Origin of the sequence: Microbacterium sp. AZCO (assembly GCF_039614715.1) — a bacterium.
Taxonomy (GTDB): Bacteria; Actinomycetota; Actinomycetes; order Actinomycetales; family Microbacteriaceae; genus Microbacterium.
In genome coordinates this window covers 1,980,889-2,005,600 of record NZ_CP154857.1, presented here as the reverse complement: position 1 = coordinate 2,005,600, position 24,712 = coordinate 1,980,889, and the positions used below count along the sequence as shown (strand labels likewise).

The following is a 24,712-nucleotide window of genomic DNA, read 5'->3' as shown; positions in this document are numbered from 1 at the left end:
CGAGGGAGCGCTCTCCCGCGCGCGGAGCCGGGCCGGACGCGCGGGTAGGCTCGGGCGGGTGACAGCGCCCGTCGACCGGTTCCGTGAGCTCCTGCGCATCCCGACGATCTCGCACACGGACGAGTCCGCGACCGACTGGGCGTCCTTCGACGCCTTCCACGCCGCGATTCAGCGGCTGTACCCGCTGGTTCACGAGCGCCTCGAGCGCGAAGTGGTCGCGGGCCATTCCCTGCTCTACCGCTGGCGGGGCCGGACGCCGGGCGACCCGCTCGTGCTCATGGCCCACATGGACGTCGTCCCCGTCGTCGAGGAGGAGTGGCGGCATCCGCCGTTCGACGCGACCCTCACGGGAGAGGGGAGGGATGCCGAGCTCCACGCCCGCGGCGCCATCGACGACAAGGGCTCCCTCGTCGCGATCCTCGAAGCGGTCGAGGAGTCGCTCGCGGAGGGCGTGTCACCGCAGAGCGACGTGTACCTGGCGTTCGGGCACAACGAGGAGACCGCCGGCGGCGGTGCGGCCGCGATCGCCGAGACGCTCCGCGCCCGCGGCATCCGTCCCTCGCTCGTGCTCGATGAGGGAGGAGCGGTCGTCGACGGCGTCATCCCCGGCGTCACGGTGCCGACGGCCATGATCGGCGTCGCGGAGCGCGGCGTCATGACCCTGCTGCTGACCGTTCGCGAGCAGGGCGGGCACGCGTCGACGCCGCCCGCGACCCCCGCGACGGCGCGCCTCGCGCGGGCGATCGACCGGCTGCACCGGCATCCCTTCCCGACGCGACTCGCGCCGCCGGTGCGCGCCATGCTGGCGACAGTGGCCCCGTACGCGCCCCAGCCGCTGCGCGGGGTGCTGGAACGGCTGACCCTCACCGGCCCGCTCCTCGCCCGGTGTTCTCCCGCCTCGGCCCCGAGCTCAACGCGATCGTCCGCACGACGGCCGTCACGACGCAGCTGAGCGGAGCCCCGGGCGCCAACGTCCTCGCGACGACGGCGAGGGCCGCGGTCAACATCCGGCTCCTGCACGGCGACACCGTCGAATCGGCGACGCGCCGCGCCCGCCGCATCATCGCCGACGAGGGCGTCGAGCTCGCGGTGAGCCACGCGTCGGACCCCTCGCCCATCTCGCCCTGGCACGGCGAGGCGTGGGGACGTCTCGCGCGGGCGGTGCGCGAGACGCTCGGCGATGATGTCGTGCCGACGCCGTACCTGCAGCTCGGGGCGAGCGACAGCAGGTGGTTCACGGGCATCAGCGCCAACATCTACCGCTTCATGCCGTTCCACCTGACGCGCGCCGAGCGCGACGCGCTGCACGCCCACGACGAGCGCATCCGCGTCGACGTGTGGCTGCGAGGGATCGCGTTCTACCGCGCGCTCATCGCGTCGAGCTGAGCGCCGGCTCCGCTTCGGCGACCCCCGCCACGACGGGCTCGATCGCGATGTCGGTCACGAGGTCGAGAGACCGCGCGAGGTCGGCGATCACGTCGGCCGGGTCCTCCAGGCCGATCGACAGGCGGATGGTCGTCCACGAGATGCCGGCCTCCGCGAACTGCTCCTCGGTCAGGTGGCTGTGCGTCATCGACGCGGGGTGGGCGACCATGCTGCGTGCGTCGCCGATGTTCGCCACGAGCTTGACGACCTCGAGCGAGTCCACGAACGCCTGCACCTTCTCCCAGTCGCGCTCGGCATCGCCCGTCGAGACGAGGTCGAAGGCGAAGACGGATGCCGCGCCCCGCGGCGCGTAGCGCAGCGCGAGGTCGTTCCACGGCGAGGTGGGAAGAAGGGGGTGGTGCACGGTCGACACCGCGGGGTGGGTGGCGAGGAACTCGGCGACCGCGAGCGCCGACGCACTGTGCCGCGCCATGCGCAGCTCCAGCGTCTCGACGCCCTGCAGGAGCTGGAAGGCGTTGAACGGCGAGATCGACGGGCCGAGGTCGTGCACGTACTTCGACTTCACGAGCGCGACGAATGCGAGACCCTCGGGCCCGAAGCGGTCCCACAGGACGAGGTCGCGCACGCGGGCGTAGGGCTTGGTGAGCTGCGGCCAGCGCTCGGGCTCGGCGCCGAAGTCGAAGGTGCCGAGGTCGACGACGACGCCGCCCATCGACGTGCCGTGTCCGCCGAGGTACTTCGTGGCGGAGTGCACGACGAAGTCCGCGCCGAACTCGACGGGGCGGATGAGGGCCGGGGTCGCGACAGTGTTGTCGATCACGAGGGGAACGCCCGCCTCGTGGGCGATGTCCGCCACGGCGCGGATGTCGAGCACCTGGGCGAGCGGGTTCGTGATCGACTCGCCGAACAGGGCCCGCGTCTCGGGACGCACGGCGGCCCGCCACGCCTCGAGGTCGTCCTGGTCGACGAACGTCACGTCGATGCCCCAGTCCGCGAAGGTGTCCTGCAGCAGGTCGACAGTGCCGCCGTAGATCTGCCGGGCCGCCACGATGTGCTCGCCGGACTTCGCGAGGGCGAGGAGGGTCACGGCGACGGCGGCCTGACCGGATGCCACCGCGGCGGCGGAGCGTCCGCCCTCGAGCGCCGCGACGCGCTCTTCGAAGACGAGCTGCGTCGGGTTGGCGTTGCGGCTGTAGATGTTGCCGGACTTACGCAGCGCGAACAGGTCGCGGGCCTCGGCGAGCGAGCCGAACTCATAGGCGTTCGACTGGTAGATGGGCGCGACGGCGGTGTTCTGGGGCTGGCCCGGGGCGTACCCGGCCTGCACCTGGGCCGTGGCGAAGCCCTGGCGGCGGGGTGTGGTCGACATCCGTCAATTGTGGCGATGCGGCCGCGTTTTCGCGCTTCGGTGTTGCGAACTGTTGCGGCGACGGCCGTGTGAGGATGCCGGTATGCCATTGTCTCCGCTCCTCGCCCCCGCCGACCTGCATGCCCGCCTCGACGCGGGGGAGGCGATCCGCCTCCTCGACGTGCGCTACCGCCTCGACCAGCCCGACGGGCGGCCGGAGTACCTCGCGGGTCATCTTCCGGGCGCGGTCTACGTCGACATGGACACCGAGCTCGCGAGCCACGGCGCACCGTCGGACGGCCGTCACCCTCTCCCGTCTCGCGAGACGCTGCAGGATGCCGCGCGCCGCTGGGGACTGAACGACGGCGACGTCGTCGTGGTCTACGACGACTACCGCTCGGTCGCCGCCGCGCGGGCGTGGTGGCTCCTGCAGCGCGCGGGCGTCGAGGAGGTGCGCGTCCTCGACGGGGGGCTCGGCGCGTGGCGGGCGGCCGGACTCCCGCTCGAGGAGGGCGATGTCGCCCCGATCCCCGGATCCATCACGCTGTCAGACCCCGCGGGCGGCCTGACGATCGACCAGGCGGCGGCCTGGCCGGATCGCGGGCTGCTGCTCGACGCCCGGGCACCCGAGCGGTACCGGGGCGCGACGGAGCCGTACGACCCGATCGCGGGTCACATTCCCGGCGCCGTCAACCTGCCCGCCGACGCCGTGCTCGAGGGTGAGGCGTTCGCGTCGCCGGAGGCGATCCGCGCGGCCTTCGCGCGCGCGGGTGCGACCGACGACACCCCGATCGCGGCGTACTGCGGGTCGGGCCTGACGGCCGCCCACACGGCGCTCGCGGGAGCATCGGCCGGCATCGACGTGGCGGTCTACCCCGGCTCGTGGAGCCAGTGGTCGAACACTCCGGGACGCCCCGTCGCGACGGGCGCCGATCCGCGCGGCGGCGTGTGACCCACGCGCGAGACGCGCGCCTCGTCAGGGGATGAGGACGATCTTGCCGTCGACCCCCGACTCGACCGCCTCGTGCGCCTTCGCCGCCTCGGCAAGCGGGAACGACGGCCCGAGCTCGACCGAGAACGCCCCCGCTGCGAGCAGGGCGAGGACCACAGGGATGGCCTCGCCGCGCCAGCTCAGCTGCTGCTCCGTGAGCGGCTCGGGGCTGCCGCCCGAGAAGGCGCGGATGCCGAGCTCCGCGGCATCCCGTCCGCGCACGAGCGTCGCGATCCTGCTCCTGTCGCGGAGGAGCTCGAGCGAGGCCGAGAGGGCATCGTCGGTTCCCGCGGCGTCGATGATGACCGTGGGACCATCGGGGGCGAGGTCGCGGACGCGGTCGACGAGTCCGTCGCCGTAGGCGACCGGCGTCGCGCCGAGCGCGCGGACGCGGTCGAAGCGGCGCGGGGACGAGGTCGCGATGACCGTCGCACCCCACAGGACGGCGAACTGGATCGCGGCCTGCCCCACGGCACCGGATCCGCCGTGGATGAGGAGAGTGCCGCCGGGGCCGACGCCGAGCGATCGGAGCGTCTGGTACGCGGTGCCGACCGGGATGCCGAGAGCCGCCGCTTCGGCGGGGGAGACCTGCGGGGGTCGCGGATGGGCGAGCGACGCCTTCACGACGAGGTCGGTCGCGTAGCCGCCGTGCACGCCGAATGCGGCGACGGCGTCGCCCACGCGGAAGCCGTCGACGCCGGGGCCGACGGCCGTCACGACGCCCGCGAGATCGCTGCCCACCCGGCGCGGCTCGCGGATGCCGCCGCTCGGACGGCGGCCGGAGCGCAGCTTCGCGTCGATCGGATTGACGCCCGCGGCCTCGACGTGGACGGCGAGCTCGCCGTCGCCGGGAACCGGGTCGGGGATCTCGCTCAGCGTCAGGACCTCGGGTCCGCCGAACTCGGTGTAGGTGATCGCGTGCGTCATGAGAGGGCCAACCTCGCCGGGTCGATCAGATATTCCGATCGGCCGGTGCGTCGGCTCAGCCGCCGCGCAGCGCCTTCTGGATGCGCTGGAGCGACACGGGCTCGGCGGTGCCGAGCGCCTGCGCGAAGAGGCTCACGCGATACTCCTCGAGCAGCCAGCGCGCATGCACGATCGTCGTCGGGGCGTCGGAAGGGGCCGGGATCGCACCGCTGGCCTCCGCGTAGACCGCAACCGCCCGCTCGAACTCCGTCAGACGCTGCCGGTCACGGCCGGGATTGTCGGAGAGCGTCCTCACCCGGTCGAGCGCCCCGCGCAGGTAGCGGGGGAGGTGGGTCAGCCGGGCGGTTCCGGTTCGCGAGACGAAACCCGGGAACACGAGGCCGGCGACCTGCGCCTTGACGTCGTTCAGAGCCGCGAGGAGCGTCAGCGAGTTCTGCTCGCGCACGGCGCGCTCGACATCCCGGGCGCCGATCAGGATGCGCGCGACGAGCGACACGGTCTGGAACAGCTCGTCGACGACGGCCGCCGAGAAGGCGTCGCGGACGCGGTCGAACTCGGCGCGGCTGCGGACGGTCGGCGAGGTCCGTGCCATGACGGCATCGGCCACGGCGACCCGCGCATCCTCGACGAGCGCTTTCGCGGAGGGATAGGGCGATGCCGCGAGTGCGAGCTTCTCCGTCGAGGTCAGGTGGTCGAGCACATACGCCGAGGGGGAGGCGACCGCGAGCAGCACGAGTCGGCGCACGCCGGCGTGGGTGGCCGCCGCCGCGGCCTCGGGCGTCGCCTCGATGCGCAGGGCGACGCTCGCGCCCTCGTCGATGAGCGCGGGGTATCCCCGGACGACTCCGCCGGCGACCTTCGTGTCGACGACATCGGGGAGGTCGCCCAACGTCCAGTCGGTCAGGCCCGAGCGCTCCGCGAAGCCCGCGCGGCCGTCGTCACCGGTCGCCCCGCGAGCGGAGCGAGGCGAAACGCTCGCGCCGACGAGACTCGCCGGCCCGGAGCGTTTGGCCTCGTCGCCGCGCTCCTCGCCCGACGACCGGGGGCCGGTCAGGGAGCGGCTCACCGCCGTGCGTGCACGTCCGGCCAGGCGGTCCTGCAGCGCACCCAGGTCGCGGTCGGAGCCCACCGCGCGCCCCCGCTCGTCGACCGCGCGGAACGATACGAGCAGATGCCCGGGCACGCGCTCGAGGTCGAAGTCGGCGGCCGATACGGGCTGGTTCGCGATGCGCTGGATGCGTCCCGCCAGCGCGTCGCGCAACGATGCGGGCGGGACGCCGTCGTGCGATTCCGGGCCCTGCCCGTCGAGCTCCTCCGCGAACTTCGCGGCCCAGTCGGCCGCGGGCACGACGTGTCGCCGGATCGCCTTGGGCAGTGCTCGGATGAGCCCGGCGATGAGCTCGTCGCGCATGCCGGGCACCTGCCAGTCGAACCCGTCGGGGCGCAGCTGCGCGAGGAGTGCGAGCGGCACGACCGCGGTGACGCCGTCGTCCGGCGCGCCGGGCTCGAAGCGGTACGCGAGCGACAGCACCTGATCGCCCTGCCGCCAGCGGGCGGGGAAGTCGCGCTCGTCGCTGCGGCGCACATCGCCGGCGAGGTCGGCCTCCGTCATGTCGAGGAGCTTGGGGGTGCGGTTCGAGGCATCCCGCCACCAGGTCTCGAACGAGCGCACGTCGAAGACGTCGCGCGGGATCCGCGAGTCGTAGAACGCGAAGACGGCCTCGTCCCCGGCGAGGATGTCCCGGCGGCGCTCGCGCTCCTCGATCTTCTCGAGGCGGCGACGCAGCTCGAGGTTGCGGCGCTCGAACGCCGTCAGGCGCTTGTCGCCCTGCGACGGGCTCAGGGACCCGAACGGCTCCCATTCACCTTCGACGAGGGCGTGCCGCACGAAGAGCTCACGCGCGAACGGCCGGTCGAAGCGCGCGAGCTGCACGCGACGCTTCGGAATGATCTCGACGCCGAAGAGAGTGACCTTCTCGTAGGCGGATGCCGCACCCGCCGCCTTCGACCAGTGCGGTTCGCTCAGCGAGCGCTTCGCGAGGTCGCCGGCGAGCGCCTCGGCCCAGGCCGGGTCGACCGCCGCGACGGTGCGCGCGAAGAGCCGCGAGGTCTCGACGAGCTCGGCCGCCATGACGGCGCTCGGCGACTTCTTGCGCAGCCCCGAGCCCGGGAAGATCGTGAACCGCGCTCCCCGGGCGCCGATGTATTCAGCGGCCGGGGTGCGCCCCTTCGGAGGCGTCTTGCCGCCGCGGCTCGCCGAGGAGGCCTTGCGCTCATCCAGGATGCCGAGGTGCGACAGCAGGCCGGACAGGATCGCCTTGTGGATGTCGTCCGGGTCGGCCTCGGCAACCTCGGCCTTCGGACGGCCGAGGAGCGACCCGAGCTGGCGGTGCACGTCGAACCACTCCCGCACGCGCACGTAATTGAGGTGCTCGGCCCGGCACAGCCGACGGAAGGCGCTCGAGCCGAGCGCCGACTGCTGCTCCTGCAGGTGGTTCCAGAGGTTGAGGAGCGTCAGGAAGTCGCTCGTCGGGTCGGTGAACCGCGCGTGCAGGCGGTCGGCCTCCTCGCGGCGCTCCTCGGGCCGCTCGCGGACGTCCTGGATCGACATCCCCGCGACGATCGCCATGACGTCGCGCAGCACGCCCGTCGTGCGCGCCTCGAGAAGCATGCGGGCGAAGCGCGGGTCGATCGGCAGGCGCGCGATCTCGCGACCCAGGTCGGTGAGCTTCGGTCCGCTCCCGTCCTCGGACCCGGAGCGTGCCTGAGGCCGGACCGCGCCGAGCTCGACCAGTAGGTCGAACGCCGCCTTGACGCCGCGCGAGTCCGGGGGAGTCAGGAAGGGGAACGACGAGATGTCGCCGAAGCCGAGCGAGAGCATCTGCAGGATGACGGAGGCGAGGCTCGTGCGGAGGATCTCCGGCTCGGTGAACTCGTCACGACGGTCGAAATCCTCCTCCGAGTACAGGCGGATCGCGATGCCGGGCGCCGTGCGCCCGGCACGACCCGAACGCTGCTGAGCGGATGCCTGCGAGATGGCCTCGATCGGCAGCCGCTGGATCTTGCTGCGGTTGCTGTACCGCGAGATGCGGGCGGTGCCCGTGTCGACGACGTACCGGATGCCGGGCACCGTGAGGCTCGTCTCGGCGACGTTGGTCGAGAGGATGACGCGCCGCCTGACGCCGGCGACGGCGGAGCGCTCGAAGACGCGGTGCTGCTCGGCGGCGCTCAATCGGCCGTACAGCGGGAGCACCTCGGTGGGCGAGGCATCCTTCGAATACATTCCCCGCACGGCATCCATCGCATCGCGGATCTCCGCCTCGCCGGGAAGGAACACGAGCACGTCTCCGGCCGCCTCGCGGTCGAGCTCGCGGAGCGCCGCCGTGATGCCGTCCACGTCGTCGGATTCGCCGTCACTCGCCTCGGCATCCGACCCCCGATAGCGGATCTCGACGGGATACGTGCGGCCCGACACCTCGATGATCGGCGCGGGCTTCTCCGGCGACGGGCCGAAGTGCTTCGCGAAGCTCTCGGGGTCGATCGTCGCCGACGTGATGATGACCTTGAGGTCGGGCCGCTTCGGCAGGATGCGCTTGAGGTAGCCGAGCAGGAAGTCGACGTTGAGCGACCGCTCGTGCGCCTCGTCGACGATGATCGTGTCGTACTTGCGCAGCATCCGGTCGCGATGGATCTCGTTGAGCAGGATGCCGTCGGTCAGCAGCGCGATGCTCGTGTCGGCCGAGACCTTGTCGGTGAAGCGCACCTTGTAGCCGACCGTCGTGCCGAGCGGCACCTGCAGCTCCTCCGCGATGCGCTCCGCGATGGAGCGTGCCGCGATCCGGCGAGGCTGCGTGTGCGCGATCTTCGCACGACCGAGCTCGAGGCAGATCTTCGGCAGCTGGGTCGTCTTGCCCGACCCCGTGGCACCGGCGACGATCACGACCTGGTTGTCGCGGATCGCGCGCGCGATCTCGTCCCGCGCGGCGCTGACCGGCAGCTCGGGCGGGTAGACGATGACGGGTTCGCGCGCGGGCATAGCCTTCCATCGTAGAACGCCTGCGGGGTGCCGTGCGCGCCCCAGACCGGCATCCATACCCCGCCATAGGCTTGACGGATGACCATCCCCACCGTGACGCTCAACGACGGCAACGACATCCCCCAGCTCGGCTACGGAGTGTTCAAGGTGCCGCCGGCGGACACCGAGCGGGCCGTGAGCGAGGCGCTCGAGGTCGGCTATCGCCACATCGACACGGCGGCCGTCTACGGCAACGAGGCGGGCGTCGGGGCCGCGATCGCGTCGAGCGGTCTCAGCCGAGGCGACCTCTACGTCACGACCAAGCTGTGGAACGACCGGCACGACGGCGAGGAGCCGCACGCCGCGATCCGGGAGAGCCTCGACAAGCTCCGCCTCGACGCCGTCGACCTGTACCTCGTGCACTGGCCCACGCCTGCCGCCGACAACTACGTGCACGCCTGGGAGAAGATGATCGAGATCCAGGATGCCGGGCACACCCGCTCGATCGGAGTCTCGAACCACCTCGTCGCGCACCTCGAGCGGATCGTGGACGCCACCGGCGTCGTGCCCGCTGTGAACCAGATCGAGCTGCACCCGGCCTACCAGCAGCGCGAGATCACCGACTGGGCGGCCGGGAAGGGCGTGAAGATCGAAGCCTGGGGCCCGCTCGGCCAGGGCAAGTACGACCTCTTCGGCGCCGAGCCCGTCGCGTCCGCGGCATCCGCTCACGGGAAGACTCCCGCGCAGGTCGTCCTGCGCTGGCACCTGCAGCACGGCTTCATCGTCTTCCCGAAGTCGGTGCGCCGGGAGCGCCTCGAGGAGAATCGCGACGTCTTCGACTTCGACCTCTCCGACGCCGAGGTGGCGGCGATCGACGCCCTCGACTCGGGCGACGGCTCGGGGCGCGTGAGCGCGCACCCCGACGAGGTCCACTGAACGTCGCGCGATGAACAAGCGCCTGGCCGCCTCCGCGAGTCCGTACCTCCGGGCACACGCCGCCAACCCCGTCGCGTGGTACCCGTGGGGCGAAGAGGCTTTCGCGGAGGCGCGCCGGCGCGACGTGCCGGTGTTCGTGTCGATCGGCTACTCGACCTGCCACTGGTGCCACGTGATGGCGCGGGAGTCGTTCCAGGACGTCGCGCTCGCGGCGCGCCTCAACGAACGGTTCGTGGCGATCAAGGTCGACCGTGAGGAGCACCCCGAGGTCGACGCCGCCTACATGGCGGCCGCGGGCGCGTTCACGCAGAATCTCGGCTGGCCGCTGAGCGTCTTCACGACGCCCGACGGCGGCCCGTTCTACGCGGGCACCTACTTCCCGCCGACGACGCGCGGCGGCATCCCGTCCTTCGGGCAGGTGCTCGACGCGGTGCACGAGGCCTGGACCATGCGCCGGGAAGCGGCGGAGGGCACCGCCGGCGCGATCGCCGACGCGCTCGCGGACGTGCGCGCGTCGTCGGCGGGCGAGGGGGCTGTTCCGGATGCCGCCGCCATCGTCACGGCGGCCGAGGCGCTCGCGGCGCGCGAGGATCCGGAGCACGGCGGCTTCTGGGGCGGCGATCCGCGTGCTCCGAAGTTCCCCGTCGCGACGGCGCTGCGGCTGCTGCAGTCACGGCTCATTGGGGAGCGTGCGCCAGAGGCGACGGCGATGGCCACGCGCGCGCTCACGGCGATGGCCGGCTCGGAGCTGCGGGACCCGGTCGAGGGCGGGTTCTTCCGGTACGCGACGCGTCGCGACTGGACGGTGCCCCACTACGAGCGCATGCTCACCGACAACGCGCAGCTGCTCGATGTCGCGGTCGACGCGGGCGACGTCGAGACGGCCCGCGGAATCGTGCGGTTCCTCCGCGACGTGCTTCAGCAGCCGGGCGGCGGATTCGGGGCCGCCCAGGATTCGGAGTCCTGGATCGACGGTCAGCGAAGCGAAGGCGGCTATTACGCCCGGGATGCCGCCTCCCGCGCCGGCCTCACGCCGCCGGCGGTCGACGGGAAGGTCGTGACCGGCTGGAACGGCCTCGCGATCGGCGCCCTCGCCCGCGCCGGTGCACGCCTGGGCGAGCCCGAGTGGATCGAGGCGGCACGGTGGGCCGCCGACGCGGTGCTCACGACGAACATCGGCGTCGACGGCGTGCTCGTGCGGGCATCGCTCGACGAGATCGCATCGCGTGCCCCGGCGACCGTCGCCGATCACGGACAGCTCGCCGAGGGGCTCGTCGCGCTCGCGGTCGCGACCGGAGAGGTCGCCTACGCCGAGCGGGCGCGCGACCTCGTCGCGGCGTGCGTCGACGTCGACGGCTCCCTGCGCGCGCCGGCGGGAGCCGACCCCGTGCTCGCTGCGCGCGGCGTGCTGGCTCCGGATGCCGCATCCGACGGCGATGAGCCGTCCGGCGTCGCGGCGATCGCGGGTGCCGCGGCCGCGCTGTGGCTCCTGGGCGGGGGAGAGGAGCTCCGCGCCCTCGCCGAGCGTCTCGTCGCCGGGCACGCCGCGGCCGCATTGGCTCAACCCCTGGCGCACAGCGCGCTGCTGCGGGTCGCGACGCTGCTCGCGGGACCGCCGCGGCAGGTGGTCGTCATCGGGGCGAGCGACGACCCGGTCGCGGTCGCAGCGCGCGCACTTCCGGCGGACGTCGTGGCGGTGGTGTCTCCGGCGCAGGCGGCGGAGTGGGCTGCGGCGGGCTTCGCGCTGTTCGCGGAGAAGACGCAGCGCGACGGTCTCGCCACGGCGTACGACTGCCGGGACTTCGCGTGCCGTCTTCCGACGACGTCGGTGGACGACCTCGTGGCCTGAGCTCTTCGCGGGTTCGGGGTCGACGCCTCTACAAGCTCGGCGAACGAAGAGCTCTGAGGCCGCCCCCGGTCCCCGAGCTTGTAGAGGGGTCGAGGTGGAGCGCCCGGAGGCTCGAGGATCAGCCGGCGGCGCGATCCTCGTCGGCGACGACCGACAGCCCCGACGCGACCTCGAGACCGAACACCGTCTCGAGTGCCCGCTCGAACTCGGCGAGGCGACCCGACGCCGCGAACTCGCGGGCGCGCGTCGACGGGCCGTGCGAGAGGACGCCGGCGAGGTGCCGCAGCGCGGCGGCGGTGTGGGCGTCGTCGGCGCGCAGGCGGGAGAGCTCGGAGTCGAGCACCGACTGCACGTGCGTGCGCCACGCGACGATGGCGGGCGCGGCGGCGCGCTCGGCGTTGAAGGTCGCAGCGGCCGAGCCGACGACTTCGTGCGCGCCGGCGCCGAGCTCGGCGAGCGACGCGTGCCGACCGATGAGCTCGAGGTCGAGCAGGTCGACGCCCGGCAGGAGGCCGACCTCCGGCTCCACGTTGCGGGGGAGGCCGAGGTCGATGACGAGGCGACGACGCTCGTCGGGGATGTCGCCGGGTCCGATCGTGTAGCGCGCCGTGGAGGTGATGACGATGTCGGCGCGGGCGATCGCGGTGCTGAGATCGTGCTCGGCGCGGACGCCGTACTTGGCCGCGAAGGAGTCCGCGCGGCCCGTCGCGGAGTACACCCGCACGTCGCCGGCGCCGCGCGCCTGCAGAGCTGCGATCGTCGTGGCCGCGTACTGGCCGGTGCCGACGAGCAGCACGGGAACCGTGCCCCAGTCGGTCACGCGGGAGTCGGCGAGGTCGAGTGCGAGGCGCGCGAGCGAGCGGCCGGCGGCCGCCAGGTCGGCCTTCGCGCGCACTTCGCGCGTCGCGCGCGCGGCGCGCTGGAAGGCCTGTTCGAGCTCGGTGCTGCTCGTGCCGGACTCGCGGGCGGCACGCAGCGAGCGCTGCACCTGGCCGCTGATCTCCTCTTCGCCGACGACCATCGACTCGAGTCCGGAGCTCACGGCGAAGAGGTGCCGCACGACGTCGTCGCCGCTCAGCACGACAGCCGACGCGCGCAGGGCTTCGGCATCCGCTCCCGTCTTCTGGGCGATCGCCTCCAGCACCGCCTCGCGTGCGAGGACCACGCCGCCCGTGACGGGCTCGTCGAGCTCGAGGTAGGTCTCGAAGCGGTTGCAGGTGGCGACGACGACGGCGCCCCGCACGAAGTCGTGGGCGGCGATGACATCGGCGCCGGCCGAGTCGGCAGCCCTCGAGATGCGGTCGAGGACGTCGAACTCAGTGTTCCGGTGGTTCGCCGTCAGGCAGAACAGCACGCGCACGAGTTTAGCCTGGATGGGTGCCTTCACCTCTGAGCGCCCTGCCGGCGCCCCACCCGCTCGCCGACGGACGCACGTCCGAGGCCCCTCTCGTCCGTGCCGCACGCGGCGATCGTCCCGAGCGGCTGCCGGTCTGGTTCATGCGGCAGGCGGGCCGCTCGCTGCCCGAGTACCGGGCGAGTCGTGCCGGCACCGAGATGCTCGACGCGTGCCTCGACCCGGCGCTCGCGGCCGAGATCACTCTGCAGCCGGTCCGCCGTCACGGCGTCGACGCGGCGGTGTTCTTCAGCGACATCGTGATCCCCGTGCTGCTCGCAGGTGTCGACGTCAAGATCGTGCCAGGACGTGGTCCCGTGCTCGAGAACCCGATCCGCTCGGCATCCGATGTGCTGAACCTGCGCCCTCTCGAGCCGGAGGCGCTCGCGCCCATCTCGGAGGCGGTGCGCATCGTCGTCGACGAGCTCGGCGGAACGCCGCTCGTAGGCTTCGGAGGTGCGCCGTACACGCTCGCGAGCTATCTCATCGAGGGCGGCCCGTCGCGGGAGCAGCTGCGCGCCCGCGCGCTCATGCGCACCGATCCGCACACGTGGGCGACGCTGCTCAACTGGTGCGCCGACGTGACGGGCGCCTTCCTCCGCGCGCAGGTCGAGGCCGGCGCGAGCGTCGTGCAGCTCTTCGACTCGTGGGCCGGCTCGCTGTCGCGCAACGACTACCAGCGTCGCGTCGCCCCGCACTCGCGCCGGGCCTTCGACGCGCTCCGCGGCTTCGAGGTGCCGAAGATCCACTTCGGGCTGGGCCTGACCGAGATGCTCGATCTGCTGCCTCCGCTCGGCGCCGACGTCATCGGCATCGACTGGCGCCTGCCCCTCGACGTCGCGAACGAGCGCCTCGGCGGCCGTGTGCCGCTGCAGGGCAACCTCGACCCCGCCCTGCTCACCGCGCCGTGGCCGATCGTCGACGCGCACGTCCGCGACGTCGTCTCGCGGGGCGCCGACGCGCCCGCGCACATCGTCAACCTCGGCCACGGCGTGCCGCCGGACACCGATCCGACGGTGCTGACGCGCATCGTCGAGCTCGTGCATGCCCTCTGACGTCACCGTCGTCGGGGGAGGGGTCTCAGGACTCGTCGCCGCGCGGCGCCTGGCCCTCGAGGGTCTGAGCGTCACGCTGCACGAGCAGTCCGACCGTCTCGGTGGCCAGGTGGCCCGGCAGCGCGTCGCAGGGGTCGACCTCGATGCGGCGGCCGAGTCGTTCGCGACCCGCACGACGGCCGTCGCCGACCTCCTCGGCGAGCTCGGACTCGCGGGCGACATCGTCGCGCCGAGCCCGGCGCCGGCGTGGCTGCACCGCGCGGACGGCACGGCCGTGCCGCTCCCGGCGACGGGTCTCTTCGGCATCCCGGGCGATCCGCTCGCCGCCGACGTCGTCCGCGCGATCGGCGCGGCGGGCGCCGCCCGTGCGGCTCAGGACGCCTCGCTTCCGACCGAGGAGGGGAGGGATGCCTCGTCCCTCGGCGAACTCGTGCGCATCCGCATGGGACAGGCCGTCGTCGACGGGCTCGTCGCGCCCGTCGTGCGCGGCGTGCACTCCACGTCTGCCGACGATCTTCCCGTCGAGCGGGCGCATCCCCGCCTGCGCGAGGAGCTGCAGGCGCGAGGATCGCTTGCGGCAGCCGTCCGAGCCCTCCGCGCGGCGTCGCCCGCCGGCTCGCAGGTCGCGGGCATCCGGGGCGGGATGTTCCGCCTCGTCGACGCGCTCGCGGCCGACTGCACGAGGCTCGGCGTGCGGATCGTGCTCGGATCCACTCTGCCGATCGGCGCCGGGCTCGTCGTGCGCGCCGCGCCGCCCGCGGATGGCTCCCGCGGCCGACGCGTGACCCTTGTCACCCTCGTCGTAGACGCCCCCGCGCTCGACGCCGCTCCGCGCGGCACGGGCGTCCTCGTGGCGGCGGATGCCCCCGGCGTCACCGCCCGGGCCCTCACCCATCTCTCGGCGAAGTGGGCGTGGGTGCGCGACGCGCTGCCCGCCCGTCACGCCCTTCGGCTCTCCTACGACGGCGACCCCGTCGACCCCATCGAGCGAGCGACGGCGGATGCCGGCATCCTGCTCGGAACCGCCATCGACCGCGTCGAGGACGCGAGCGTGCGCGCGTGGGTGCGCGGCTCGGCCGGGCCGGCCGAGGGGTATGCCGTGGGGGAGTATGTCGCGGGGACGGGCCTCTCCTCGGTCGTCCAGCAGGCGGAGCGCGCCGCGCGGAAGCTCGCCGGCGAGACATCGATTCGCCGCCCCCGGTGAGCAGGGGCGAGGATGGAAGGGTGAGCGACCGGACCGACGAGCACCAGACGACCGAGACCGCCGACCAGCCCGACCTCCGCGCCGGGCTGCACTTCGCCCTCTGGGCGGTGCTGCGGCGCGACCCGCATCCCGCGGCCGTCGCCGACGGCGCACCCGAGCTCGCCGATGTCGTCGCCGAGCTCGGCGCGACTGTGCGCGCGATCTACGACGTCTCGGGCCTCCGCGCCGACGCCGACATCCTGCTGTGGCTCACGGGCGACTCCGCCGAGGGGCTGCAGTCGGCACTCCGCGCCCTGCGTCGCTCGCGCGAGCTGAGCCCGCTGCTGCCCACGTGGAACGCCCTCGGCGTGCACCGCGACGCCGAGTTCAGCCGCGACCACGCGCCGGCCTTCGCGCGCGGCCTCGCCCCCAAGCGCTGGCTCGCCGTCTATCCGTTCGTCCGCAGCTACGAGTGGTACGTGCTGCCGGCGAAGGAGCGCGGCGAGATGCTCGCCGACCACGGCCTCAAGGGCCGCGAGTACCCGCAGGTGCAGAGCAACACTGTCGCGAGCTTCGCGCTCGGCGACTACGAGTGGATCCTCGCCCTCGAGGCCGACGAGCCGACCGAGCTCGTCGACCTCATGCGCCACCTGCGCGCGACCGAGGCGCGTCGTCACGTGCGCGAAGAGGTGCCCTTCTTCACGGGGCGCCAGATCGAGCCGTCCGAGGTCGCCGAGGTGCTGTCGTGAGCGGAGCCCGGCGATGACCCTCCGGGTCGGCACCCGCGCGAGTGCGCTCGCGACGGCGCAGGCCGGGACGGTCGCGAAGGCGCTCGGCGGCGAGCTCGTGCCGATCGTCTCGGAGGGCGATACGTCGACGGCTTCGCTCGCATCCCTCGGCGGCACCGGCGTCTTCGCGACGGCCCTGCGCGAGGCCCTCCGCGCCGGGGAGGTGGACGCCGTCGTCCACTCCTACAAGGACCTCCCGACGGCCCCTGCCCCCGGCCTCGCCATCGCCGCCGTCCCGCGCCGGGCGGATGTGCGCGACGTGCTGTGCGCCCGCGACGGCCTCGACCTCGCGAGCCTGCCCGAGGGCGCCCGGGTGGGCACGGGATCGCCGCGCCGCCGGGCACAGCTCGCGGCGCGTCGTCCCGACCTCGAGCTCGTCGACATCCGCGGCAACATCGACTCGCGTCTCGCGCGCGTCGGGTCGGACGACCCCGAGCGCGTGCTCGACGCCGTCGTGCTCGCGGCGGCGGGACTCGAGCGGCTCGGGCGGCTCGACGCCGTGACCGAGTTCCTCCCGATCGACCCGTGGCCGACCGCCCCCGCGCAGGGCGCCCTCGCCGTGGAGACGCGGGCGGGCGACGAGCACCTCGCGCAGAGGCTCGACGACCGGCCGACGCGGCTCGCGGTCGAGGCCGAGCGCGGCGTGCTCGCCCGGCTCGAGGCCGGCTGCGCCGCTCCGATCGGCGCGCACGCGTTCCTCGACGACGGACTGCTGTTCCTCACGGCGCGCGTGTACCGTCCCGACGGGAGCGAGTACGTGACGAGCTCGCACGCCATGCCCCCCGACGCCGAGGCGCCCGCAGACCTCGCCGCGCGCGTCGCCGACGAGCTGCTCGCTCTGGGCGCTGCGCGGCTCGCGCCCCTTCACGAGTGAGGTCGCCGCGCGACGAGCGCTGCGATGAGACGAACGCCCGGCGCTGTCCGGGCACCGGAGAGATATGACCGAATCCCAGTTCCCGACCGTCCGTCCCCGCCGCCTGCGCGCCACCCCCGCATGGCGCCGCCTCGTCGCCGAGACCCGCGTGCACCCGTCGCAGCTCGTCCTCCCCGTCTTCGTGCGGGAGGGCGCGACGGAGCCGGTGCCCATCGCGAGCATGCCGGGCGTCGTGCAGCACACGTCGGACTCCCTCAAGGCCGAGCTGCAGCGGGCCGCTGCGGCCGGGATAGGCGGCATCATGATCTTCGGCGTGCCCGAGCACAAGGACGCCACGGGGTCCGGCGCGACCGAGCCCGACGGCATCCTGAACGTCGCGACCCGCCTCGCCGCGGCGGAGGTCGGCGACGCACTCGTCGTGCAGACCGACCTGTGCCTCGACGAGTTCACCGACCACGGCCACTGCGGCGTGCTCGACGACCAGGGCCGCGTCGACAACGACGCGTCGCTCGAGCGCTATCGCGACATGGCGCTCGCGCAGGCGGAGGCGGGCTCCGCCCTCCTCGGCCTCTCCGGCATGATGGACGGCCAGGTCGCCGTCGTGCGTGAGGCGCTCGACGCCGCCGGTCGGCAGGACGTCGCCATCCTCGGCTACGCCGCGAAGTACGCCTCGGCGTTCTACGGCCCCTTCCGCGAGGCCGTGCAGTCCTCGCTGCAGGGCGACCGCCGCACGTACCAGCTCGATCCCGCCAACCGCCGCGAGGGCGCCCGCGAGGTCGCGCTCGACATCGCGGAGGGTGCCGACATCGTCATGGTCAAGCCCGCCATGGCCTACCTCGACGTGCTCGCCGACGCGGCCGCCGTCTCGCCCGTGCCCGTGTGGGCCTACCAGGTGAGCGGCGAGTACTCGATGATCGAGGCTGCCGCCGCCAACGGCTGGATCGACCGCGAGCGCACGATCGACGAGACGATCACGGGCATCGTCCGCGCGGGCGCCGAGGCTGTGCTGACCTACTGGGCCATCGAGGCCGCCGGGCGCCTGTCGGCGCACTGACCGAGGAGACCACGACGATGACCACGAATCAGGATGCCGCGGCCCGCGCCCGCGCCGTCATCCCCGGCGGCGTCAACTCGCCGGTCCGCGCCTTCGGCTCCGTCGGCGGCACGCCCCTGTCGATCGTGTCGGCCTCCGGCGCGACCGTCACCGACGTGACGGGGCGCGAGTACGTCGACCTCGTCGCGTCGTGGGGTCCGGCCCTTCTCGGGCACGCGCACCCCGAGGTAGTCGCGACAGTGCAGGAGGCGGCATCCCGAGGGCTGTCGTTCGGCGCCTCGACACCCGGTGAGACAGACCTCGCCGAGCTCGTCATCGGCCGGCTCGACGGCGGCATCGAGAAGCTCCGCCTCGTCTCGACCGGGACCGAGGCGACGATGACCGCGATCCGCATCGCGCGCGGCGCGACCGGACGCGACGTCATCATCAAGTTCGCCGGGCACTACCACGGCCACTCCGACGGACTCCTCGCCGAGTCCGGCTCGGGCGTCGCGACGCTCGGGCTGCCCGGTTCCGCGGGCGTGCCCGCCGACATCGCGGGCCTCACGCTCGTGCTGCCCTACAACGACCGCGACGCCGTGCTCGCGGCGTTCGCGGCGCACCCCGGCCGCATCGCCGCCATCATCACCGAGGCCGCGGGCGCCAACGCGGGCGTGCTCGCCCCGGAGCCCGGGTTCAACGCCTTCCTCATCGACGCGGCGCACGCGAACGGCGCCCTCCTCATCCTCGACGAGGTGCTCACGGGCTTCCGGGTGGGCCCGGCCGGCTGGTGGGGCCTCGAGCGAGCGGCGGGCGAGCGGTGGACGCCCGACCTCGTCACGTTCGGCAAGGTCATCGGGGGAGGGATGCCGCTGGCCGGCATCGGCGGCCGCGCCGAGCTGCTCGACCTCCTCGCACCGCTCGGCCCCGTGTATCAGGCAGGCACGCTGAGCGGCAATCCGCTCGCCGTCGCCGCGGGCCTCGCGACGCTGCGGCTCGCGGACGCCGACGTGTACGCGCGAGTGGATGCCGCGGCATCCACCGTCTCGAACGCCCTCGATGAGGCGCTCACCGACGCGGGCGTCGCCCACACGATCTCGCGCGCGGGGAGCCTCTTCTCGGTCGCGTTCCGCGACGGCGTCGTGCGCGACTACGCGGACGCGAAGGACCAGGATGCCTGGCGGTACCCGCCGTTCTTCCACGCGATGCTCGAGGCGGGTGTCTCGCTGCCGCCGAGCGTCTTCGAGGCCTGGTTCCTCACGGCCGCGCACGACGACGCCGCGCTCGACCGCGTGCTCGCGGCGCTTCCCGGCGCGGCCCGCGCCGCGGCGGAGGCGACGGCGCCCTGACCCTGCGCCCGCCGAGGGGCCGAGGGGTCAGACCCAGCCGCTGCGGTTGAAGTGCAGGTACCAGAGGTCGTACGGCACCTGGATCGCCGTCCACACGGGGTAGTACCAGGCCGAGACGGCGAGCACGGCGACGATGAAGACGCCGGTGGCCCAGCGGCCCAGCGCGAACCCGCGATGCGTCTTCAGCTGCGCCAGGTCGCGCAGCAGCGTCGTCATCGCGAGCACCATGAACGGCAGGATCACGATCGTGTAGAACTGGAAGATCGTGCGGTCGGGGTAGAGCAGCCAGGGCACGTAGGTCGCGATGACGCCCGTCAGCACGAGCCAGTCGCCGTCGTCGCGGCGGGCGAAGCAGCGCCACGCCAGGTAGATGACGGCGATGACGGCCGCCCACCACAGGAGCGGGTTCGCGATGCTCGTGATGCCCTCGGCGCACCCGTGGCCGCCCACCGTGCAGCCGTTCTCGCCGGCCTTCGAGCCGAGGTAGTACATCGACGTCGGGCGGATCAGCAGCGGCCACTGCCACGCAGGGCTCGCGTACGTGTGCGGCGTCGTGAGCCCGATGTTCGAGGCGTAGATGGCCTGGTGGTACTTCCAGAGGCTCTGCAGCGACAGCGGCACCCACGACCAGAAGCCCGTCGCGGGATCCGCGTCGGCGGAATGCCGGTCGTAGCCGCCGTCGGTCACGAGCCAGCCGGTCCACGACGCGAGGTAGACGACGAAGGCGACGGGCACGAAGAGCACGCCCGTGACGAGTCCCTGACGCAGCCCGTCGGTCGGCCAATAGCCCACCCCGAGGCGTCGGCGGGTGAGCGCGTCGTCCACGACGAGGTAGATGCCGAGCGCCGCGATGACGTACAGCCCCGACCACTTGACCGCGGTCGCTGCGCCGATGGCCGCGCCGGCGGCGAGGATCCACGGCCGGTTCCAGAACACGGGACCCCAGGCGGGCGGGATGCCGTCGACCGTCCGCGCCTCGACCGCTTCGGCGAGCCGTTCCCGATGCCGTCGCCGGTCGAGGAGCACGAACCAGAAGGCGAGCACGATGAAGAACGCGAGGATGCCGTCGAGGATGCTCACGCGACTGAGCACGATGCCCAGGCCGTCGACCGCGAGGAAGAGCGCCGCGACGGACGCGTAGACGATCGAGCCGCCGAGGGCACGGGCGACGAAGTAGAGCACGAGCACCGTCGCGGTGCCGAACAGGGCGACCGAGAAGCGCCACCCGAACGACGAGTCGGCGCCGAAGAGCCACATGCCCACGCCGATGATCCACTTGCCGAGCGGCGGATGCACGACATAGCTGGGGTTCGTCGTGAAGATGTCGCTCTCGCCGTCGGCGAACCTCGCGTCGGCCTGGTCGGGCCAGGTGCCGGGGTAGCCGAGGTGCCACTGGCTCCAGGCATCCTTCACGTAGTACGTCTCGTCGAAGACGATCGCGTGCGGATGGTCGAGATTCCAGAAGCGCAGGATGCCCGCGAAGAGGGTCACGAGCAGCGGGGCGAGCCACCGCCAGAGCCGGTGGACGCGCGGATCGGCGTCGAGGCGCACGCGCCATCGCTCGTAGAAGGTGGGACGCCGCTCGAGCTCCGGCACGAGCGGCTCTGCGGGCAGCAGCGGCTCGGAGGTGGCGGTCACGCACACAAGCCTAGGCTGGACGCCGTGATCATCCTCGCGGCGACCCCCATCGGCAATCTGGGGGATGCCTCGCGCCGCCTCGTCGAGGCCCTCGAAGACGCGACGGTCGTCGCGGCCGAGGACACCCGCACGACGCAGCGGCTGCTGACGGCGCTCGGCATCTCCAACCGCCCGCGGCTCGTGGCGCTGCACGACCACAACGAGAAGCAGAGGGCCGTCGAGCTCGTCGAGCTCGCGCGCGACCAGGACGTGCTCCTGCTCTCCGACGCCGGCATGCCGACCGTCAGCGACCCGGGATACGGCGTCGTGGCGGCCGCCGCCGCGGCGGGCGTGACGGTGACGGCGATCCCCGGCCCGAGCGCCGTGCTGACCGCGCTCGCGGTCTCGGGCCTGCCCACCGACCGCTTCACGTTCGAGGGCTTCGTGCCGCGCAAGCCCGGCGAGCGGCGCTCGACGTTCGCCGCGCTCGCGCGCGAGCCCCGCACGATGGTCTTCTTCGAGTCGCCGGCGCGGGTCGCGGCATCCCTCGCCGACATGGCGGGAGCCTTCGGCGCCGACCGTCGCGGGGCGGTCTGCCGCGAGCTCACGAAGCTGCACGAGGAGGTCGCGCGAGGGTCGCTCGCCGAGCTCGCCGCATGGGCCGAGCCGGGCGTCCGAGGCGAGGTCGTGGTCGTCGTGGCTGGAGCCGAGCGCGCCGAGGTCGTCTTCGAAGACGCCGTCGCGCAGGTGCAGGGCCTCGTCGCGGCGGGCTCGCGGCTCAAGGATGCCGCCGCCGAGGTCGCGGGCCAGACCGGCCACTCCTCCCGCGAGCTCTATCAAGCAACGCTCGCCGCTCGCGGCTGACGCACGACACATCGGCCGGGCGCGGCATCCCGGGCAAATAGAATCTCCTGGTGACTTCCGGCCGATCCTTCTACATCACGACGCCGATCTACTACCCGAGCGACGTGCCCCACATCGGCCACGGCTATACGACCGTGGCGGTCGACACGCTCGCGCGCTGGCACCGCCAAGCCGGCGACGACACCTGGATGCTGACGGGCACCGACGAGCACGGCCAGAAGATGATGCGCGCCGCGGCGGCGAACAACGCCACGCCGCAGGAGTGGGTCGACAAGCTCGTGACGCAGGAGTGGTTCCCGCTGCTGAAGACGCTCGACGTCGCCAACGACGACTTCATCCGCACGACGCAGCCCCGCCACGAGGAGCGCGTCAAGCAGTTCGTGCAGGCGATCTACGACCGCGGCTACATCTACGCGGGGGAGTTCGAGGCGCTGTACTGCGTGGGCTGCGAGGAGTTCAAGACCGAGGCGGAGATCGTCGACGGCGAGGGTCCGTTCGAGGGTCTCAAGGTCTGCGCGATCCACTCGAAGCCGCTCGAGCTGCTGCAGGAGAAGAACTACTTCTTCAAGCTCAGCGAGTTCCAGGACAAGCTGCTGGAGCTGTACTCGACGGTGCCGGACTTCATCCGCCCGGAGTCGGCGCGCAACGAGGTCGTCTCGTTCGTCAAGAACGGCCTCAAGGACCTCTCGATCTCGCGGTCGACGTTCGACTGGGGCATCACGGTGCCGTGGGACGAGTCGCACGTCATCTACGTGTGGGTCGACGCGCTCCTCAACTATGCGACGGCGATCGGGTACGGCGAGGATCCCGAGGAGTTCGCCCGCCGCTGGCCGGCCTATCACGTCGTCGGCAAGGACATCCTGCGCTTCCACGCCGTCATCTGGCCGGCCATGCTCATGGCCGCGGGCCTCGAGGTGCCGAAGGGCGTCTTCGCGCACGGCTGGCTGCTCGTCGGCGGCGAGAAGATGTCGAAGTCGAAGCTCACCGGCATCGCGCCGACCGAGATCACCGACGTCTTCGGCTCCGACGCCTACCGGTTCTACTTCCTCTCCGCGATCGCGTTCGGGCAGGACGGCTCGTTTTCGTGGGAGGACCTCTCGGCCCGCTACCAGGCCGAGCTCGCGAACGGCTTCGGCAACCTCGCGTCGCGCACGACGGCGATGATCGACCGCTACTTCGACGGCGTCGTGCCGCCCGCTGCCGAGTACACCGAGGTCGATCTCGGCATCCAGCAGACGGTCCGGGATGCCGCGGCCGCCGCCGATGCCGCGATCGAGCGGTTCCGCATCGACGAGGCGATCGGCGCCATCTGGACGATCGTCGACGCGCTCAACCTCTACATCACGGAGAACGAACCGTGGGCGCTCGCGAAGGACGAGACGAAGCGGGAGCGACTCGGCACCGTGCTGTACACGGCCGCCGAGGGGCTTCGCGCCCTCGCGGTGCTGCTGTCGCCCGTGACGCCCGTTGCGACCGAGAAGCTCTGGGTCGCGCTCGGCGCCGCCGACACGCTCGGCCGCCTGCAGGACCAGCCCATCCGCGAGGCGGGTGCATGGGGCGTCCTGCCCGCCGGCGCGACGGTCAACGCCCTCGCGCCGCTGTTCCCGCGCGTCGAGCAGACGGTCTGACCCGCTCCATGTCCCGATCTCCACGCTCCATGTCCCGATCTTCGCGTTCCATGTCCCACTTTCCGCTGCTCCGGCACCCGTTTGCGCCCGAAAGTGGGACATGCTGCGGCGGCAGGAGGCCTGAGGCCGGTCGAGCATGAGTGAGCCACGCGTTCCTTACCCCGCGGAGGGTGCCGACCCGTCGCAGTACGTCCGCGTGCGCGAGAAGGGCTCCCGCGACGTTTCGTACCCCGAGGCGCCCGAGCCTCTCGCCGTGCCGGTCTACGACAACCACGCGCACCTCGAGATCGAGGACGGCGTGGGCTTCTCCCTCGACGAGCAGCTCTCCCGGGCCGAGGCCGTGGGTGTGGTCGGCGTCGTGCAGGCCGGCGGCGACATCGAGTCGAGCCGCTGGTCGGCGTGGGCCGCGGCATCCCATCCGCGTGTTCTGGCGGCGGTCGCGATCCACCCGAACGAGGCGCCGGCCTATGCCTCCGCGGGCCGGCTCGCCGAGGCGATCGGCGTCATCGACGAGCTTGCGGCGCAGCCGCGCGTGAGGGCGATCGGCGAGACCGGGCTCGACTTCTTCCGCACCGACGACGACGGGCGCCCCGCCCAGTTCGAGAGCTTCGAGGCGCACATCGCGCTCGCGAAGAAGCACGGCATCGCGATGCAGATCCACGACCGCGACGCGCACGACTCCGTCCTGGAGACGCTCGAGCGGGTCGGTGCGCCCGATCGCACGGTGTTCCACTGCTTCTCGGGCGACGCCGACATGGCCCGCATCGCGGGCGAGCGCGGCTACTACCTGTCGTTCGCGGGCAACATCACCTTCAAGAACGCGCAGAACCTGCGCGACGCGCTCGCGGTGATCCCGCACGAGCGCATCCTGGTGGAGACGGATGCCCCCTTCCTCACGCCCACGCCGCACCGCGGTCGCCCCAACGCGCCGTACCTCGTGCCTGTGACCGTCCGCTTCATGGCGAGCGAGCTCGGTCTGGATGTCGACGAGCTCTGCGCGCAGCTCGCGGCGAACACCCTCGAGGTCTACGGCACGTTCGACGCCTGACGTCGCGGCGTGCGGCGGGACGTGCCGGCGCGTGACCACAATTGCGGAGATGTGCCGGTTGACCGGTGCCGGGGCGCGCAGGCAACCGTAATCCATCACATCAGCCGCGTAGTTACGCGCGCGGAGCGCGCGCGGGGTGGGTCCGGGAGGGTCAGCCGCCCGCGACGTCGCGCAGAAGCGCAGCCTGCCGCGCGAGCGCTGCACTTTCCTGCAAGCGCTGCCCCCTCGGCGACGCGAGCGCTGCGCACCCCTGCGAGGGCTGCCGCGCTCGACGCCGCCAGCGCTGCGCACTCCTGCGAGCGCTGCCTCACTCGCCGTCGCGAGCGGGGCGCAATCCGCGAGCGCTGCACTTTCCTGCGAGCGCTGCCGCCGGCGACGCCGCGCTCGCAGGAATGTGGCGCGGTCGCGCGCGCGTGGCGGGAAGGGCC

The 24,712-nt window shown here is 72.7% G+C and carries 19 protein-coding genes; 14 read left to right on the top strand and 5 right to left on the bottom strand.

The window, feature by feature from the left end:
- Positions 1-58: 58 nt before the first annotated feature.
- Together AAIB33_RS09360 and AAIB33_RS09355 are read left to right on the top strand one after the other, a co-directional pair.
- Positions 59-952 (top strand): M20/M25/M40 family metallo-hydrolase, encoded by an 894-nt coding sequence (locus AAIB33_RS09360; protein ID WP_345803266.1) that lies wholly within the window; start codon positions 59-61, stop codon positions 950-952.
- Positions 886-1,386, top strand: a complete 501-nt coding sequence (locus tag AAIB33_RS09355) for a M20/M25/M40 family metallo-hydrolase (protein WP_345803265.1) — start codon at positions 886-888, stop codon at positions 1,384-1,386. The genes AAIB33_RS09360 and AAIB33_RS09355 overlap by 67 nt, the downstream gene beginning before the upstream one ends.
- Here AAIB33_RS09355 and AAIB33_RS09350 read toward each other — a convergent pair.
- Complete coding sequence (locus tag AAIB33_RS09350) at positions 1,370-2,755, bottom strand: aminotransferase class V-fold PLP-dependent enzyme (RefSeq protein WP_345803264.1); 1,386 nt, start codon at positions 2,753-2,755, stop codon at positions 1,370-1,372. The two genes, AAIB33_RS09355 and AAIB33_RS09350, sit on opposite strands and share 17 nt — an antisense overlap.
- Before the next feature lie 82 nt (positions 2,756-2,837).
- Between AAIB33_RS09350 and AAIB33_RS09345 the strand changes: the two genes are divergently transcribed.
- Positions 2,838-3,686, top strand: a complete 849-nt coding sequence (locus AAIB33_RS09345) for a sulfurtransferase (protein WP_345803263.1) — start codon at positions 2,838-2,840, stop codon at positions 3,684-3,686.
- A gap of 24 nt (positions 3,687-3,710) precedes the next feature.
- Here AAIB33_RS09345 and AAIB33_RS09340 read toward each other — a convergent pair whose 3' ends face one another.
- Both AAIB33_RS09340 and hrpA read right to left on the bottom strand, forming a co-directional pair.
- Positions 3,711-4,652: an NADP-dependent oxidoreductase gene (locus AAIB33_RS09340; protein ID WP_345803262.1), complete on the bottom strand. Its 942-nt coding sequence runs from the start codon at positions 4,650-4,652 to the stop codon at positions 3,711-3,713.
- A 55-nt stretch (positions 4,653-4,707) separates the two neighbouring features.
- Positions 4,708-8,688 carry an ATP-dependent RNA helicase HrpA gene (gene hrpA, locus AAIB33_RS09335; protein ID WP_345803261.1) on the bottom strand — a complete coding sequence of 1,327 codons (3,981 nt, stop codon included), beginning with the start codon at positions 8,686-8,688 and terminating at the stop codon, positions 4,708-4,710.
- A gap of 78 nt (positions 8,689-8,766) precedes the next feature.
- Between hrpA and AAIB33_RS09330 the strand changes: the two genes are divergently transcribed.
- Both AAIB33_RS09330 and AAIB33_RS09325 read left to right on the top strand, forming a co-directional pair.
- Positions 8,767-9,603: an aldo/keto reductase gene (locus AAIB33_RS09330; protein ID WP_345803260.1), complete on the top strand. Its 837-nt coding sequence runs from the start codon at positions 8,767-8,769 to the stop codon at positions 9,601-9,603.
- 10 nt (positions 9,604-9,613) lie between these two features.
- Positions 9,614-11,452: a DUF255 domain-containing protein gene (locus tag AAIB33_RS09325; protein WP_345803259.1), complete on the top strand. Its 1,839-nt coding sequence runs from the start codon at positions 9,614-9,616 to the stop codon at positions 11,450-11,452.
- Positions 11,453-11,570: 118 nt separating this feature from the next.
- Here AAIB33_RS09325 and AAIB33_RS09320 read toward each other — a convergent pair whose 3' ends face one another.
- Positions 11,571-12,839 carry a glutamyl-tRNA reductase gene (locus tag AAIB33_RS09320; protein WP_345803258.1) on the bottom strand — a complete coding sequence of 423 codons (1,269 nt, stop codon included), beginning with the start codon at positions 12,837-12,839 and terminating at the stop codon, positions 11,571-11,573.
- On the opposite strand from AAIB33_RS09320, the gene hemE reads away from it, so the two are divergent.
- From hemE to AAIB33_RS09290, 6 genes are all read left to right on the top strand, one after another.
- The gene (gene hemE, locus AAIB33_RS09315; protein WP_345803257.1) at positions 12,830-13,900 is read left to right on the top strand and encodes a uroporphyrinogen decarboxylase; all 1,071 of its coding nucleotides are present in this window, start codon (positions 12,830-12,832) and stop codon (positions 13,898-13,900) included. The genes AAIB33_RS09320 and hemE overlap by 10 nt on opposite strands.
- Positions 13,890-15,104 (top strand): FAD-dependent oxidoreductase, encoded by a 1,215-nt coding sequence (locus AAIB33_RS09310; protein ID WP_345803256.1) that lies wholly within the window; start codon positions 13,890-13,892, stop codon positions 15,102-15,104. Before hemE ends, AAIB33_RS09310 begins: the two co-directional genes overlap by 11 nt.
- A 20-nt stretch (positions 15,105-15,124) precedes the next feature.
- A complete protein-coding gene (gene hemQ / locus AAIB33_RS09305) occupies positions 15,125-15,832 on the top strand; it encodes a hydrogen peroxide-dependent heme synthase (protein WP_345803255.1) in 708 nt (235 codons plus the stop codon).
- Between the two features lie 13 nt (positions 15,833-15,845).
- Positions 15,846-16,745: a hydroxymethylbilane synthase gene (hemC, locus tag AAIB33_RS09300; RefSeq protein ID WP_345803254.1), complete on the top strand. Its 900-nt coding sequence runs from the start codon at positions 15,846-15,848 to the stop codon at positions 16,743-16,745.
- 64 nt (positions 16,746-16,809) lie between these two features.
- Positions 16,810-17,799, top strand: a complete 990-nt coding sequence (hemB, locus tag AAIB33_RS09295; RefSeq protein ID WP_345803253.1) for a porphobilinogen synthase — start codon at positions 16,810-16,812, stop codon at positions 17,797-17,799.
- A 17-nt stretch (positions 17,800-17,816) separates the two neighbouring features.
- The gene (locus AAIB33_RS09290) at positions 17,817-19,127 is read left to right on the top strand and encodes a glutamate-1-semialdehyde 2,1-aminomutase (RefSeq protein WP_345803252.1); all 1,311 of its coding nucleotides are present in this window, start codon (positions 17,817-17,819) and stop codon (positions 19,125-19,127) included.
- A 27-nt stretch (positions 19,128-19,154) separates the two neighbouring features.
- Here AAIB33_RS09290 and AAIB33_RS09285 read toward each other — a convergent pair whose 3' ends face one another.
- Positions 19,155-20,765, bottom strand: a complete 1,611-nt coding sequence (locus AAIB33_RS09285; RefSeq protein ID WP_345803251.1) for a phospholipid carrier-dependent glycosyltransferase — start codon at positions 20,763-20,765, stop codon at positions 19,155-19,157.
- Between the two features lie 24 nt (positions 20,766-20,789).
- On the opposite strand from AAIB33_RS09285, the gene rsmI reads away from it, so the two are divergent.
- The 3 genes from rsmI (at position 20,790) to AAIB33_RS09270 (ending at position 24,284) form a co-directional block, all read left to right on the top strand.
- On the top strand, positions 20,790-21,608 hold the full coding sequence (gene rsmI / locus AAIB33_RS09280) for a 16S rRNA (cytidine(1402)-2'-O)-methyltransferase (protein WP_345803250.1): 819 nt from the start codon (positions 20,790-20,792) through the stop codon (positions 21,606-21,608).
- 50 nt (positions 21,609-21,658) lie between these two features.
- Entirely contained in the window at positions 21,659-23,236 is a 1,578-nt protein-coding gene (metG, locus tag AAIB33_RS09275; RefSeq protein WP_345803249.1) for a methionine--tRNA ligase, read from the top strand.
- A gap of 136 nt (positions 23,237-23,372) precedes the next feature.
- Positions 23,373-24,284 (top strand): TatD family hydrolase, encoded by a 912-nt coding sequence (locus tag AAIB33_RS09270; RefSeq protein WP_345803248.1) that lies wholly within the window; start codon positions 23,373-23,375, stop codon positions 24,282-24,284.
- The last annotated feature ends 428 nt before the right edge of the window (positions 24,285-24,712 follow it).

Coding starts and splice junctions, on each gene's coding strand:
- AAIB33_RS09350 (WP_345803264.1), bottom strand. CDS start 2,755: ATGTCGACCACACCCCGCCGCCAGGGCTTCGCCACGGCCCAGGTGCAG.
- AAIB33_RS09345 (WP_345803263.1), top strand. CDS start 2,838: ATGCCATTGTCTCCGCTCCTCGCCCCCGCCGACCTGCATGCCCGCCTC.
- AAIB33_RS09340 (WP_345803262.1), bottom strand. CDS start 4,652: ATGACGCACGCGATCACCTACACCGAGTTCGGCGGACCCGAGGTCCTG.
- hrpA (WP_345803261.1), bottom strand. CDS start 8,688: ATGCCCGCGCGCGAACCCGTCATCGTCTACCCGCCCGAGCTGCCGGTC.
- AAIB33_RS09330 (WP_345803260.1), top strand. CDS start 8,767: ATGACCATCCCCACCGTGACGCTCAACGACGGCAACGACATCCCCCAG.
- AAIB33_RS09325 (WP_345803259.1), top strand. CDS start 9,614: ATGAACAAGCGCCTGGCCGCCTCCGCGAGTCCGTACCTCCGGGCACAC.
- AAIB33_RS09310 (WP_345803256.1), top strand. CDS start 13,890: ATGCCCTCTGACGTCACCGTCGTCGGGGGAGGGGTCTCAGGACTCGTC.
- hemC (WP_345803254.1), top strand. CDS start 15,846: ATGACCCTCCGGGTCGGCACCCGCGCGAGTGCGCTCGCGACGGCGCAG.
- hemB (WP_345803253.1), top strand. CDS start 16,810: ATGACCGAATCCCAGTTCCCGACCGTCCGTCCCCGCCGCCTGCGCGCC.
- AAIB33_RS09290 (WP_345803252.1), top strand. CDS start 17,817: ATGACCACGAATCAGGATGCCGCGGCCCGCGCCCGCGCCGTCATCCCC.
- AAIB33_RS09270 (WP_345803248.1), top strand. CDS start 23,373: ATGAGTGAGCCACGCGTTCCTTACCCCGCGGAGGGTGCCGACCCGTCG.